The organism is Alteromonas sp. ASW11-130, assembly GCF_026183735.1.
GTDB lineage: Bacteria > Pseudomonadota > Gammaproteobacteria > Enterobacterales > Alteromonadaceae > Alteromonas.
This window is the reverse complement of sequence record NZ_JAPFRE010000005.1, coordinates 123730-137476: the sequence shown is the minus strand read 5'-3', so window position 1 is coordinate 137476 and position 13747 is coordinate 123730. Positions and strand designations below refer to the sequence as shown.

The window sequence follows — 13747 nt, the reverse complement described above, 5'->3', positions numbered from 1 at the left end:
CTGCTTATTGTTTGAGTTTGCCTTTTTTCCATACTTTGCTTTCTTCCCCTTTAAGTAACCTTATTATGTTCGCCCGATGACGAATGATAATCAGCAATGAAAGCATAGCAACTGGAATGGTATAAAGAGGCTTAATAAACCAGGTAAATAGGGGCGCCAATCCCACAGCGATAATCGCACCTAGTGAGGAATACCCCCAGAAAAAGATGATGGCTCCCCATGTTAGAATAAGTAATCCCGCTAAATCCAATCCGATAGGTAGCATAGCCCCAAAAGCGGTGGCCACCGCTTTTCCGCCTTTGAAACCAAAATAAAGTGGAAAGATGTGGCCTAAGCAGGCTGCAATGGCGATAAAACCTAACCACAAAGGTTCTATATCCATAAAATAACTGCTATAAACGGGGAGGGTTCCTTTTAAGATATCACCCACTAATACCAATACAGCGGGAAAGCGACCACCTAAACGATAGACATTAGTTGCGCCAGGATTTTTTGAACCGGTGGTTCTGGGATCCGGAAGGCCAAACAAGCGGCAAATTATGATCGCACTGGAAAGTGAACCGCACATATATGCCACACAAACCATAAGAATTATTTCTGCAACCATGTATTACTGACACGCTTCACGTTAAACTTCTGTGCACACTACTAAAATCTCGCAACATGCGCCATAGTTCGCTAGCACTTCTTATAGAATTGCGTACTGGTCTGATGTGGCGCCAAGGTTCTATTTAATGGAAACAATTTGTATACAGGGTTTACAGGTAAATACTCTAATCGGAGTGTATGACTGGGAACGCACCCAAAATACCAGTTTGTTATTTGATATTGAATTGGATGCTGACCTTACTCGGGCAATGTCTTCAGATGACGTGAAAGATACCATTGACTATGCAAACGTTGCCGAGTTCATTCAACATACAGCGGCAACGTGTGAGTTTGAACTTTTAGAAGCACTGGGTAATAAAATAATGGAATCTGTATTGGCTAATTATCCTGCGCTGTCTATTCGGCTCGCGATTACCAAACCTAATATATTGCCAGCGGCAAAACAGGTCATAGTGCGTATGAGCAGGTCACAGACACGATGACACACACCCTTCTCATTAGTATTGGTACTAACATTAATCGTGCTTTTCATGTCCGCGCTGCGAGAAAAGCGTTAGAAGCAGTTTTTGAAGATGTTAAGGTTTCAGATGTTTACGAAAGCGAGGCAGTGGGGTTTGATGGGGAGGCGTTTTATAATCTGGTAGCATCTGCAAAGACCACCCTGGATTTATATTCGGTATGCACTGTATTAAAAAAAATTGAGTCTGCTAATGGTCGCAAGCACAATGAGAAAAAATTCTGCTCACGTACGTTGGATCTGGACTTACTAACTTATGATGATGTGTGCACGGAAAAACCTACTGTTTTACCCAGAGAAGAGATCCTTTTTAACGCCTTTGTATTATTACCTCTGGCAAATTTGGTTCCTGACTGGCACCATCCGCAAAAGAAACAATCTTACCAAGCGTTGTGGCAGGCATTTGACCAATCCAGCCAACAACTTAAGCCGATTAACTTTAATTGGAGTCCGTAGTAAAGGATGACGCTTTTTGAAATTATAATTCTTGCTATTATTCAAGGGATTACTGAGTTCCTACCGATTAGTAGTTCTGCGCACCTTATTTTGCCTTCTGCATTATTAGGCTGGGAAAATCAAGGGCTGGCATTTGATGTGGCCGTTCATGTAGGCAGCTTGTTAGCAGTCATTATTTATTTTCGAGAAGATATCGTTGAGATGACAAAAGCATGGGTTACCAGGGGCTTTACATCCCAACAATCTCCACAAAGTCGGTTAGCCTGGTGGGTGATATTGGCAACCCTTCCGGCGGTTATAGTGGGTTTTTTTACAAAAGACTTTATTGAAATTTACGCCAGAAGCGCGACCATAATAGCCATAACCACAATTTTTTTTGGTCTGCTACTGTGGGTAGCCGACATATCAGCAAGTCGACATAAACACTTAAACTCTTTGTCCGGATACCAGGCCCTGATTATCGGTTTAGCGCAAGTTTTAGCGCTCATTCCCGGCACCTCTCGTTCGGGTATTACAATGACAGCAGGGTTGTTTTTAGGGCTAGATAGAGAAAGCGCCGCCCGCTTTTCATTTTTATTATCCATTCCCGTTATTCTTGGTGCAGGCGCGCTAGCGACATTTGATCTTTTAGCGTTGCAAGAAGCTGTCGATTGGCAAGCCTTGCTATATGGCGCTGCGTTTTCGTTCGTTAGTGCTTACCTATGTATCTACTTATTTCTGAATTGGATTGCTCGAATAGGTATGTTGCCGTTCGTTATTTATCGTTTATTGTTAGGTGCAGTGCTTCTAGTATTTGTATTCTATTAATTCTATATTCAGAACCGCATATAAGACTGATTAAGGAAAGGTTATGTCTGAAACCATTTTTACTAAGATAATCAATCGGGAAATTCCTGCTGACATTTTATATGAAGATGATAAATGTCTGGCATTTAAAGATGTAAACCCACAAGCACCTATTCATTTTTTGGTTATTCCTAAAAAAGCCATACCCACTATCAATGATATTGAAGAAGAAGATAGAGAGATTGTCGGACACTTAATGTTGATAGCCGCAAAAATAGCAGATGAGCTCGGTATTGCAGAAGAAGGCTATCGTACGGTGATGAATTGCAACCAGTTTGGAGGACAGTCCGTTTACCATATCCATTTGCATGTACTTGGCGGTAGATTGATGGGGTGGCCTCCATTTACTGATAAACCCAAGAGTTTAGAATAATGAAGGTGGAAAGGGCAGTATAAACTGCCCTATTGTTATTTACTCGAGACCTAATACGTCTTTACCCTGCTCAAAGTGAATATCCACTGGAATATTTGCTTTTTCTAACTTAGCTAAATCTTTTGCTAACTGAGGTTTAATTACACCTTTTTCTTCAACTAACGTGGCGACTCCTTCGTAGTCCCCATCCCCTTGCAAGGTTAAAATAGTCTCAGATAACGCTTTTACCGCTTCATCCATTTTTTCCATATTGACACTGTACATGCCGTCCTTATCTTTTTCGAATGCCCCCATTTCTGCAAATACATTAAAGCGGATCATGTTGGCTTTTCCGTGGGCACTTGAAGCTCCAAAACGGACAGAACGGAAAATGCCCGCCATAAAGGTGACATAGTAGTCTTCTAACGTGCCTTCAGTGATTTCACCTTTTTCAAGTAAACTTTGTACCATGTAAAGACCTAGGATATCTGCCTTACCTTCTTCCAGCGCAGAAGCATGTTCTTTAAGTGCAGATCTAACCGTACCACTGCCTGTCAACGTGTTTTTAATTCCCAAACCATGTGCGACTTCATGAAACATGGTGTTAGCAAAAAATGCATCAAAGGTCACGTGTTCACGTTGCTCTTTGGCTATCAGTTCATCAGCGATAGGTTGAAGAATATGCTCAAATTTGGCTTGCATCGCATTTTTAAGCTGCAAACGCCGCGTGCCTTTTTCTAACTGAACTTGTTCATCATTAGGCAAGTTAATTGCGATAGTTTTGCTACCTGCATTGGAGTGGCCGGCATAATAAATTACGTCATAGGCGTTTAAATCAGCGTTTGAGCCAGGCATCTCTGCCTTATATTCTGCCGCGACAGGCAAGCCCTTTTGCAATTCAGGGAGAAATTGCGCGTACTTAGCAAGCTTCTCACTCCATTCCATGTCTTTTAACAGAACGTAAGATTCGAACGCAGCGCGATAACCAAATAACTGATCTTCGTAAGTCTCGATCGGGCCGATTACAACTTCAACAGGATTGGACTTCATGTCCATCCAGGCCATGTCGGATTTTTGGTAATCATCTGAAAGTAATGCTTCGGCACGCATCATCAAATAATTGCCAAATTCACGATTCTCAGCTAATTCAGAAGCATGTCGAAGAAGTTCGGCCGCTTTGGATAACTGCGCTTTATACGCTTCGGAATAGGGGATAGCCTTAAGATTTCCCTCGGCATCTTTTCGAATAATTGAATACAGACCTTTTGCGTTCTCAATTGAGGCGGTCTCTAACGCCTCTTTTTTCATATCGTGAGGGTAGAATTCCGCACCGGCAGGCTTATCTTTATAACCTGATAAGAAAGGGGCATCACCATTTAATCTATCCCAGGGGCCGTAATTAATGGTGGCAAAATGACGTACATCTTCGTCTTGAATTGACGAAAGAAATTCATTTTTATCTTGGTAGAACGCCTGTTTCCAGAATAAATCGTCCATGATTATCGATGCATCAATGAGCAAAGACACCATTCTTTTCTGATTCTCGCTAAGCTTCGACAGATCCGCTTCTAACCTGACCGGGTGATATATTTTAAGCCTTGCTCTATCGACCAATAATTCATGTGCATCAGCTTTTTCGACTTGTTCGGGTTGAGCTTTACTGGTTTGCTCTGGTTGTGAAGACGTATTTTCAGTACATCCAGCTAATAATGTAGATGCAACTAACGCAGCCAGCGTCAGTTGCTTAATAGGTTTATTCATTCTCATGCTCTCTGTCGTCACTGTGATTATTTTTCATTTCAATTCGCAATGATGGTGCTCACTCAGCGCGTGGTTTTCTTTTTTTGAAAAACCAATTTGGGGTAGATCTGTTGGTGTCAAATCGAACACAATTGGCGCAGCTCAAAATCTGAAAAAACGCGCTCAGAGAGAAATAGAGGAATCCACCTAATTAGTACTCAGTACCGCACTGACACGATTAGATGAATTCCTCTATCTCTGAGCTGATCACACATCAATGTGGATCGCTATTGTTTAGCATAACGAAGGAATAAGCCAACTTCTATAGTTACTGTTTTAGATTTATTAGCATTCTCATTGATCGTTTTTCTGGAATTTAAGCTAAAAATCGGCAGGTTGCTTGCGCAATACTTACGTTAGAAACTACTATTTGCAGAAAGCAATGAAGTTTAATGCGATGCACAAAATACGCTGGTATATTTTGGCTATGAAGGCAGTTTGGTGATCAGGTACTTAACGCCAAAGCAAAGAATTTCTCAAGCTACACCGTGTAAATTTGAATTTTGGCCATCAAAGGTATTGCTCATAGCAGCAATGTGAAAACGAATTAGGAATTAGGAAGTAGGGAGTAGGAAGCAGGTATATGTCTACACAGAACGCGCTATTAACTATTTTGAATGAGAAAATTAATAACGATACATTGGTACTGCCTACGCTGCCAGCTATTGCCCTAAAAGTAAGAAAAGCAGCAGATAATCCTGATATCAATTTAAATCAAATGGCCGACGTAATAGGAAAAGATCCCTCACTAAGCGCTCGCATGATTAAAATCGCGAATAGCGCATATATGGGTAGAGCTGTAAAGGTCAACTCGATAAACCAAGCGGTTACACGTATAGGGTTGGTGCAAATAAAGAACATAGCTACGGCGTTAGCGATGGAGCAGCTTTTCGTTTCTAGAAATGATGTGGTCGCAGATTTGATGAAAAGAGAGTGGGATAACACTGTTGCAGTTGTGGCAAATGCAATGGCGGCATTACAGCTTTACATTAAACGCACTAAAAAGCGTGAAATGAATCTGGACACTATCACCCTGGCTGCATTGGTACACAATATTGGCGTACTTCCAATATTAACCGAAGCAGAACGCCACGAGGAAGTATTTGCCAGCCCTACTTTTCTAGAAGTAGCGATAGGAAAGCTGTCAGGTAGAATTGGAGGCAGTATTACCCGGGTGTGGGGGTTTGGCCAACCGTTTGTGGAAATAGCTGAATATTGGCGTGATTTGTCCGTATTGCCAGAGAATGTTGCTTATATCGACTTTGTCCGAGTAGGCGCTGCACTAACGGGTAAAGTGGCGAACCAAAAAGACGCCATATTGAATCTGGCAATACAGCGTGGGGTTATTGAAGATGTTCATGAACTCAGTTCCGACGAATTCATTGAAATGCGGGATGCAGCAAAACAGATATTTGCATAAATTTGCATTGAGATAGTAAAACCTTTCCCTTCAAGCCGGCTCACAGGTCGGCTTTTTCGTATGACGAAACCAACTATTTATTTACCGAACCTAAAATGACAACATTTAATTTACAATAAGTATCCTTGTTGTTTACAAACGAGTTGGAAGCGCTTACATTTAATTTAGCGTTTTTATCAAACGTTTATCCGTTTGAATGTTTGTTCAACAATAAAGGTAATACTATGAAGCACACCTATAAGCGTGCAGGGATAGCAATAATAGGCCTCGTTGGAGGCTTACCATCAACCGCGGCGATTGGAGCTAACTGCCAGAACCCGACCCCAATATGGCAAGATGAGTTTAACGGTAGCGCACTTGATACCAGTAAGTGGGAAATTATGCTAGGAGATGGTTGTAGCTACGGCATTTGTGGCTGGGGAAATAACGAATTACAGAGTTACAAGGCGGAAAACCTGGCAGTAGCCAATGGTAAATTAACCATTACGGCTAAAAAAGAGAGAGTAAAAGGGAGTCAATATACTTCTGGACGTATTCGAACTGCAAATATGCCTAATGGGGGGGAATGGACACACGGTCGCTTTGAAGCGAGCATAAAACTGCCCAATGGTACGGGTATGTGGCCTGCATTTTGGATGTTACCTACCGATCCCGCGGTAGGGTGGCCGGTGAGTGGCGAAATCGATATTCTAGAAGCGACGGGTCAAGCTGACATGATTGCTTTCGGTACCATCCATTATGGTCAACCCTATCCTGACAATGAATGGACAAGTGGCCGTATTATCAAACAACCTGATCGTTGGTCCGATGGTTTTCATGAGTATGCTGTAGAATGGGAACCAAACGAGATCCGCTGGTACGTGGATGACATTCTTTATTCAGTTAAAACCCCTGATGATCTCAGCGATCCTTCATTTTGGACATTTGAAAATTATTCCTATCACTTTCTATTAAATATGGCGGTGGGAGGCAGTATTGGGGGTGTGGTAGATGATAGTCAACTCCCTCAAACGATGGAAGTGGACTATGTACGCGTATATGATTTTGCCCAGCCTTCATTATCGGGCCCCCACATAGTCGATGCCAATACCACTGCATCTTACCGCGTTATTGATAAAGTGGGGACCAATAGTAGTTATAGCTGGACTTCTCCAACGGGAGATATCTCCAATAGCGATATTTTAACGGTAAACTGGCAAGAACAGGGGGGGGTTGTAAGCGCTGCTATTAGCAATAGTTGCGGTCAAAGTACGGTCGAGATGAATGTTCATGTATTGCCTGTTTTATCAGAAACCACCATATTGGATAACTTCGAAGGAAACGGCGAATTAACCTTTTCCTATTGGGATGGTCAATATAACGAGGTGCCTAATCCTGCTAGCGATGCTGTAAACAATTCGCCCACAGTACTCGAGTATGTAAGAAATAACGCTACGCTTTACGATGTCATTGCCGGGAATACTATGGCAATTGCCAATGCCGCTGAGCTCATTGCCGGATCACATGCATTTTATTTAGATGTCTACATGCCAAGCCCTTCTGCTCAGGAAATTTTAGTTCAATTGGAAGATGGATCTCAGGCTACGCCAGACAATTATCCAACCGGAAGACATTCGAAGTATATTGCTCACACACAGCCTGTGGCTGGATGGCAACGGTTAAAATTTACACTTGAAGATAGAATTGATGGCGGAACGCGCGATACGGATGTAACAGAAATCGTGATACTGATTGCGCCGAATTCAAACGATGGTAGCACTTATTATCTGGATAATTTTAGCCTATACACACCTCAGTCGAGCCCTGAAACAAACCCTACCGCGTTAGTTGTTACGGATGTTTCGACTACGTTAGTGAGCGCCGGTAAAGGTACTAAACAAGCGCAAGCGACAGTCACTATTGTAGATGATACAGGAGCGCCCGAGATGAATGCAGTGGTTTCCGGGCAATTTGGTGGTGACTGGTCTGAGACTGTCAGTGCTGCCACAGGTGAAAATGGTGTCGTAACGTTTGAAACAAGTACAGCACTCTCTGGTAATGTGAGTGCGAATTTTTGTGTGATGGACGTTAATGGCTCATTGCCGCTGGATACGGCCGCCAGCCAAGGAATGTGTCAGTAAGTGCAATAAAAAACAGGTCGGTGATGTGCGGTCATCACCGACCTATTAGATAACTTAATCAGCTTGTAAGTTGAGTTTGTCCCGCATATACGAAACAAACTGTGCAAGTTCAGCAGACATTAGCGCAAATTCAGCGTCTAATCTTGCAGCCACCTGATCCTTCGGAATGTCATCGGTTTCTTCTTTGATACGATCAGTAAACTTCAAACGTTTGAATGAACCGTCTTCAGCAATAACAGCTGTCAATGTATCTTGATATTCAAAGCCTACTTTCTGAACCAGCTTTCCTGCATCAAGATGCATTTTAATCTCATCACTATCAAGCGGCTGGTTTTTGCAACGAATGACGCTTTCCAGTTCATCAGTTGATTTAAACTCGGCTTCTTCAAGTAACGATATTCCTTCAGGTGTCCCATCCGTTAACCAATGCGTGAGCTCCGACTGTAAGCTGCTTCGTGCAAGGGGAACTACCGGTAGTGAGCCTAGCGCTTTTCTAATTAGCGCTAGGTAGCCTTCTGCTTTACCGTCGGCCGACGCATCAATAATAACCAGGTTTTCAGGTAATGAAATAAATCCGTGGATAAAGCTGTTCTTAGTGAACGCTTGGGGCAAAAGCTTATGGATAATTTCTTGTTTAATATCCTGTTGGGCTTTTTTACCCACCGGCGCGCCCGTTTCCTGTTCAATTTGCGCGACTTTTTGTGCCAGCTCATCATTAACTACGGAAGAAGGAAGCAGTTTCTCCTGCTTCTTAATCGTTATCCAATACCGTTGCCCCACATTGTGGAACATCATTGAGCCCTGACCAGTTTGGGCGAAAGGGGAAGAAAATCCCATTGTGGCCGTTTCCTGATTACCACACGGACGAAATGCGTTTTCAGTAAGTACCCGCTGGATGTCGTCATCGTTTAACGACATGGGTTGGGTAATTTGATAGGCCTTGATATTTTTAAACCACATAACTCTTGTTACCTAAATCTGTGAGGCCGGCAAGCGTACCAACCTCTACCGTTTCAAGCAATCTCGGAATGTTAATTTGAGAGATGATCCCTTTTAGTCGTTAAGATTCACTGGAAAACGAATGGTATAGTGCAAGCCTTTACCAGGCTCACTTTCCGCTTCGATCTGACCTTTAAGTGTTTGCGTCACCAGGTTGTACATTATGTGCGTACCTAGTCCACTGCCCCCTTTGCCTTGTTTAGTGGTAAAGAAGGCATCGAATAGTTTATCAAGACTATCAGCGTCCATGCCGCGGCCGTTATCGGCGTAATTGAAGACTATATCGTCACCTTCTTCTTTTACCGTTAGCACAATATGGCCACTGTCCCGATCTTCAAATCCATGCACAATCGAATTCATAATCATATTAGTGGTGATCTGTGCGATAACCCCAGGCGCGCAGCGAATATGTAGGTTATCAGGACACTTTATATCAACTTGATAGTCACCTTTTTTAAAGGTCGGTCGCAGCGAATGTAAAATTTCGTGTAAATAGTTGTTCAGGTTAAATACACGCTCGGCTTCACTGGTCTGGTCAACGGCTACTTGTTTAAAGCTGGCGATCAGTTCTGACGCTCTATTTAAATTTGTAAGTAGCAACTTTGTCGTTTGTTCAGCTTCTTCGACAAACGTCTCCATCGTTTTATTGGTTAGACTTTTATCTTCATAAGCGGTTTTTACTACTTGCAAGCGTTCTGTGAGAAAGCTGGCCGCAGTCACACTAACGCCCAACGGTGTATTCACGTCATGAGCTATACCAGCGACTAACCCCCCAAGAGAAGCCATACGCTCCGATTCTACTAGCTGGTCTTTGGCCAACTTTAGCGAATTGTTGGTTTGCCCAAGTTCCTCATTTCGTTTGCGTAATTCGTCTTCGATGTATCGTCTGTTCTCGTTTTCCTGTCTCAACTCACGCTGATTGGCAATAAGCTCGTCTTTCTGTTGCTCAAGATCAAGCATGATTTGCGAGAGTGAAGCGGTCTTTTTCGCCACTTCCTGTTCAAGAATTAAATTCTGGTCGTCTAACTTTTTATTGGCGTAAGTTAACTCTTTTTGCGCGTTGTGCAATCTATTTTGTGAGGCAATGAGATCGTCAATAACTTGATTATACGACTGCTGAAGTTGAAGCAATTCATTGTCTTCTTCTAACGCGACATCAATTTTTGAATCTTGTGGATGTTCTGGATTAAACGCACTCATTTGATCCGTAATTTCAGACAAAGGCTCCGACAGTAGGCGTCTGAACGCGGTCATAAATAAAAAAACCAGAAATGCAGTTTTTACAATGGCGTTACCTATCAGAAAAAATACGCCGACTTCGATTCGGCCAAATATAATGTCAAAACTTGAGTAGAGCGTAACATCGCCTACATTAGAAGCTCTTCCGGAAAATTCGAAGATAAGAGGGAAACTATAGCCAAACACGCCGCCGCTATGATCTTTCATTACACCTGTCTCTACAGGTTCTCGGGGTTGCTCTATTGTGAGACCTAAATCTGCAATATAGTCGCCATTTTCATCGCGGATTTGAACACCTTCAACAATAGGAAGTTCCATTAACCCTTCTGCAATTGAGATGGCTTGCGGTGTATTTAACTCCCATATGGCACGGGTGAGTGATGTGGAGAAGGTATTCTTCAGGGTTCGAAGTTCGCCTTCTATATGGCTCTTGGTGCTCAAATATTCTGTGAAAATCTGACCAATCGTGACGATAAGCGTCAGTACAAAATACACCGAAAGAACGCGAGTTAATAACTTTCTCGACAAACCTGTCTTCACGGTCGTCATCTATACTTAACCTTATATCACCATGATTCCATATTATTACGCCAAGAATATGCGTAATTTAGCGAAGACACAAGTTAGGGAAAGAATTGAGCACTTTTTTTGATTAAATAGCTTCATATATAGCGAAAACAGACACATCCCAAGGATGATTCGTTACTTAAATTTAAGTTGTAAAATCAAGCTTTTATGACGTGGTCCTATGATTTTTAGGTGGTTTGAATGAGATGGCAGACAGGTAACTTGACACAATTGTGTCATCATCTTAATAAAAGTGTCATAGTCTAAGTTAATAATAACGGCGATTCGATTATGAGCAGGAGCCCCCAATGTCTCGAACGGTTTTATTAGTGGAAGATGAAGCGCCGATCCGGGAAATGCTGAAACTTGTTTTAGAACAGTCAGGATTTAATACGATTGAAGCGGAAGATGTTGATGTTGCGCAACAAAATATTTGCGAGCCTTATCCTGATCTTATTTTATTAGATTGGATGTTGCCTGGCGGTAGCGGGGTGCAATTGGCTAAAAGCTTAAAACAACATGAGTATACCCGTGATATTCCGATTATTATGCTCACCGCAAAAGGTGAAGAAGAAGACAAAGTTCGTGGGCTGGAGGCCGGGGCAGATGATTACGTGACCAAACCCTTCTCCCCTAAAGAATTGGTCGCCCGAATCAAGGCTGTTATGCGCAGGGTCACCCCTACTGCGAACGAAGAGCCAATTGCTTTTAATGGGTTAAAGTTGGAGCCTGTTTCCCATCGCGTCACTGCGCATGATGAGCCCGTAGAGATAGGACCAACTGAATTTAAATTATTACACTTTTTCATGGCACATCCTGAGCGGGTGTACAGCCGCGAGTTGTTACTGGACAATGTCTGGGGGACAAACGTGTATGTGGAGGACCGAACGGTCGATGTCCATATCCGTCGGCTTCGTAAAGCCATAGCCAAATATAACCACGACAAAATGATTCAAACTGTACGGGGTGCTGGTTATCGCTTTTCTACAAAAATCTGAATTGGTGCTTTGCTAGCACGCTCTGACGCGCTAGCATACCCCCACTGAAATCTAGCAACCGCGCTGTAATTTTCTATGTATCACCCTTTTTCCTGGCTGCGCATTGCGTTTAGTCTGACAGCATATCTAGTCTTATTTGCTATAGTGGGCCTAATACTGGATGAGATGGCACTGACCCTATGCCTGGGTATCCTCGCGTTACTGTTAAATAATTATTGGCAATTGTATCGCTTAAATCGTTGGTTGTGGCATAGCCGAAAAATGAGCCCTCCTTCGGTGAAAGGCATGTGGGAACATGTTTACGAAGGCGTCTATTTTTTACAGCGTAGAAACAGAAATAAACGTAAAGAGCTGGGTACGCTGGTGACCCGTTTTCGCGATGGCGCAGAGGCGCTTCCGGACGCTGCGGTGGTAATTGATGTAAGAGGTACTATTACCTGGTGCAATCGACTGGCAAGAATTGAACTTGGTTTTAAATGGCCAGCTGATGCGGGACAACGGCTAAACAACCTCATCCGGAACCCCAAATTTATCAACTATTTTCATGAAGGAGATTTTACATTTCCTATTGAAGTTGCATCGCCAGTCAATCCAAACAAAATTCTAGAATATCGCATTATGCCTTATGGTGAAGATCATTTGTTGTTGATTGCCAGGGATGTTACCCGGCTTTCACAACTAGAAGAAATGCGGAAAGACTTTGTCGCCAATGTGTCTCATGAATTGCGCACGCCACTTACCGTTATAACCGGTTACCTCGAGCTTATGGATAACGGTGGCAATGATAACCCAATGATGAGTAAAGCCATCAGCGAAATGGAAGCGCAGTCGAGGCGGATGAAAAATTTGATTGAAGACCTCCTGGTGCTTTCTCGGATTGAGGCTAGTGCAGAAAGAATTCACGACCGAATTGTCCACATGCCAACAATGTTAAAGCAAATTGAGGTAGAGGCGCAGACGTTAAATAAGAATAAAGCGCACAGTATCAACTTCCACATCGAGTCCAACCTGAATGTATATGGCATTGAAACCGAGCTGAGAAGCGCTTGCTCTAACTTAATCTTCAATGCGATTAATTATACCCCTGAAAAAGGAGTGATAGATGTTTATTGGGAGCGTGTGCAAAGCGGCGTAAAATTTTCGGTTGTCGATAATGGTGAAGGTATCGAACAGGCCCACCTATCTCGTCTTACAGAACGTTTTTATCGTGTAGATAAAGCGCGTTCAAGGAGCACCGGTGGCTCCGGTCTTGGATTATCCATTGTTAAACACGTTCTTAGTCATCATAACGCTAAGCTCGAAATTAAAAGCAAGGTAGGTGAGGGGAGTGAATTTTCATTCAAACTTGCCGATGAGTTGGTAGTTGAGAATGAAAAAGATTAATACGTACCAATTTATCCTTCAGTTTTCAAAGAAATGACGCCATCCTTCCAAAAATGCGCAGCATTATCTGGGACCTCCGAGGCCTGTTATCGTGAGGCTTAAAAATCCACTATTGTAAGTTTACGATATCAGTCACAAAGGGCTCGTTTTACAACGGGGTGACGATTCTTCTTAGGTGCATTTGGTAAAAATAAACCTTTACCACTGGCTGAAAAGATCGATATCCAGGCCGTCGCCAGCGCGAAAGCGGTGGTCTCCTTAGAACGAAGAACTGAAGATGAATTCTCTCGCACTTCCAGACTTCTCGTTAAGAAATAGAGCCAATACGAAATGGACTGGCTAAGAAACTAGTCAGGCGCATAGGTTTTACAACACTGGGCCTGACCCAGACAGGCAAACTTAGCCTAGAGCAAGGAGCCACACCGAAATCAATGATTTCAC

Annotated in this window: 12 protein-coding genes; 8 read left to right on the top strand and 4 right to left on the bottom strand. The window is 42.8% G+C overall.

Annotated features, from left to right (window positions below; all coding sequences use genetic code 11):
* Positions 1-4: 4 nt before the first annotated feature.
* Positions 5-607, bottom strand: a complete 603-nt coding sequence (gene plsY / locus OPS28_RS01585; RefSeq protein ID WP_265607668.1) for a glycerol-3-phosphate 1-O-acyltransferase PlsY — start codon at positions 605-607, stop codon at positions 5-7.
* A gap of 127 nt (positions 608-734) precedes the next feature.
* Here plsY and folB point away from each other — a divergent pair, with 127 nt between their 5' ends.
* From folB to OPS28_RS01565, 4 genes are read left to right on the top strand one after another with little or no spacing between them, the layout of a single operon-like run.
* Positions 735-1091: a dihydroneopterin aldolase gene (gene folB, locus OPS28_RS01580; protein ID WP_265607667.1), complete on the top strand. Its 357-nt coding sequence runs from the start codon at positions 735-737 to the stop codon at positions 1089-1091.
* Entirely contained in the window at positions 1088-1582 is a 495-nt protein-coding gene (folK, locus tag OPS28_RS01575; protein WP_265607666.1) for a 2-amino-4-hydroxy-6-hydroxymethyldihydropteridine diphosphokinase, read from the top strand. Before folB ends, folK begins: the two co-directional genes overlap by 4 nt.
* A gap of 6 nt (positions 1583-1588) precedes the next feature.
* Positions 1589-2389: an undecaprenyl-diphosphate phosphatase gene (locus tag OPS28_RS01570; protein ID WP_265607665.1), complete on the top strand. Its 801-nt coding sequence runs from the start codon at positions 1589-1591 to the stop codon at positions 2387-2389.
* A 43-nt stretch (positions 2390-2432) separates the two neighbouring features.
* Entirely contained in the window at positions 2433-2801 is a 369-nt protein-coding gene (locus OPS28_RS01565; RefSeq protein ID WP_265607664.1) for a histidine triad nucleotide-binding protein, read from the top strand.
* Between the two features lie 39 nt (positions 2802-2840).
* Here the strand turns inward: OPS28_RS01565 and OPS28_RS01560 are convergent, their stop codons facing one another.
* Positions 2841-4547, bottom strand: a complete 1707-nt coding sequence (locus tag OPS28_RS01560; protein ID WP_265607663.1) for a dipeptidyl-peptidase 3 family protein — start codon at positions 4545-4547, stop codon at positions 2841-2843.
* 616 nt (positions 4548-5163) lie between these two features.
* On the opposite strand from OPS28_RS01560, the gene OPS28_RS01555 reads away from it, so the two are divergent.
* The gene (locus tag OPS28_RS01555; protein ID WP_265607662.1) at positions 5164-6000 is read left to right on the top strand and encodes an HDOD domain-containing protein; all 837 of its coding nucleotides are present in this window, start codon (positions 5164-5166) and stop codon (positions 5998-6000) included.
* Between the two features lie 224 nt (positions 6001-6224).
* Entirely contained in the window at positions 6225-8120 is a 1896-nt protein-coding gene (locus OPS28_RS01550) for a family 16 glycosylhydrolase (RefSeq protein ID WP_265607661.1), read from the top strand.
* Positions 8121-8174: 54 nt separating this feature from the next.
* Here OPS28_RS01550 and rdgC read toward each other — a convergent pair whose 3' ends face one another.
* A complete protein-coding gene (gene rdgC, locus OPS28_RS01545) occupies positions 8175-9080 on the bottom strand; it encodes a recombination-associated protein RdgC (RefSeq protein ID WP_265607660.1) in 906 nt (301 codons plus the stop codon).
* Positions 9081-9173: 93 nt separating this feature from the next.
* Positions 9174-10907, bottom strand: a complete 1734-nt coding sequence (locus OPS28_RS01540; RefSeq protein ID WP_265607659.1) for a sensor histidine kinase — start codon at positions 10905-10907, stop codon at positions 9174-9176.
* A gap of 326 nt (positions 10908-11233) precedes the next feature.
* Between OPS28_RS01540 and phoB the strand changes: the two genes are divergently transcribed.
* Together phoB and phoR are read left to right on the top strand one after the other, a co-directional pair.
* Positions 11234-11923 carry a phosphate regulon transcriptional regulator PhoB gene (gene phoB, locus OPS28_RS01535; RefSeq protein WP_265607658.1) on the top strand — a complete coding sequence of 230 codons (690 nt, stop codon included), beginning with the start codon at positions 11234-11236 and terminating at the stop codon, positions 11921-11923.
* Positions 11924-11998: 75 nt separating this feature from the next.
* Positions 11999-13306: a phosphate regulon sensor histidine kinase PhoR gene (gene phoR / locus OPS28_RS01530; RefSeq protein ID WP_265607657.1), complete on the top strand. Its 1308-nt coding sequence runs from the start codon at positions 11999-12001 to the stop codon at positions 13304-13306.
* The last annotated feature ends 441 nt before the right edge of the window (positions 13307-13747 follow it).

What these genes read in the sequence shown, in the direction of transcription:
- plsY (WP_265607668.1), bottom strand. Translation starts at nt 607, where the DNA reads ATGGTTGCAGAAATAATTCTTATGGTTTGTGTGGCATATATGTGCGGT.
- folB (WP_265607667.1), top strand. Translation starts at nt 735, where the DNA reads ATGGAAACAATTTGTATACAGGGTTTACAGGTAAATACTCTAATCGGA.
- folK (WP_265607666.1), top strand. Translation starts at nt 1,088, where the DNA reads ATGACACACACCCTTCTCATTAGTATTGGTACTAACATTAATCGTGCT.
- OPS28_RS01570 (WP_265607665.1), top strand. Translation starts at nt 1,589, where the DNA reads ATGACGCTTTTTGAAATTATAATTCTTGCTATTATTCAAGGGATTACT.
- OPS28_RS01565 (WP_265607664.1), top strand. Translation starts at nt 2,433, where the DNA reads ATGTCTGAAACCATTTTTACTAAGATAATCAATCGGGAAATTCCTGCT.
- OPS28_RS01560 (WP_265607663.1), bottom strand. Translation starts at nt 4,547, where the DNA reads ATGAGAATGAATAAACCTATTAAGCAACTGACGCTGGCTGCGTTAGTT.
- OPS28_RS01555 (WP_265607662.1), top strand. Translation starts at nt 5,164, where the DNA reads ATGTCTACACAGAACGCGCTATTAACTATTTTGAATGAGAAAATTAAT.
- OPS28_RS01550 (WP_265607661.1), top strand. Translation starts at nt 6,225, where the DNA reads ATGAAGCACACCTATAAGCGTGCAGGGATAGCAATAATAGGCCTCGTT.
- rdgC (WP_265607660.1), bottom strand. Translation starts at nt 9,080, where the DNA reads ATGTGGTTTAAAAATATCAAGGCCTATCAAATTACCCAACCCATGTCG.
- OPS28_RS01540 (WP_265607659.1), bottom strand. Translation starts at nt 10,907, where the DNA reads ATGACGACCGTGAAGACAGGTTTGTCGAGAAAGTTATTAACTCGCGTT.
- phoB (WP_265607658.1), top strand. Translation starts at nt 11,234, where the DNA reads ATGTCTCGAACGGTTTTATTAGTGGAAGATGAAGCGCCGATCCGGGAA.
- phoR (WP_265607657.1), top strand. Translation starts at nt 11,999, where the DNA reads ATGTATCACCCTTTTTCCTGGCTGCGCATTGCGTTTAGTCTGACAGCA.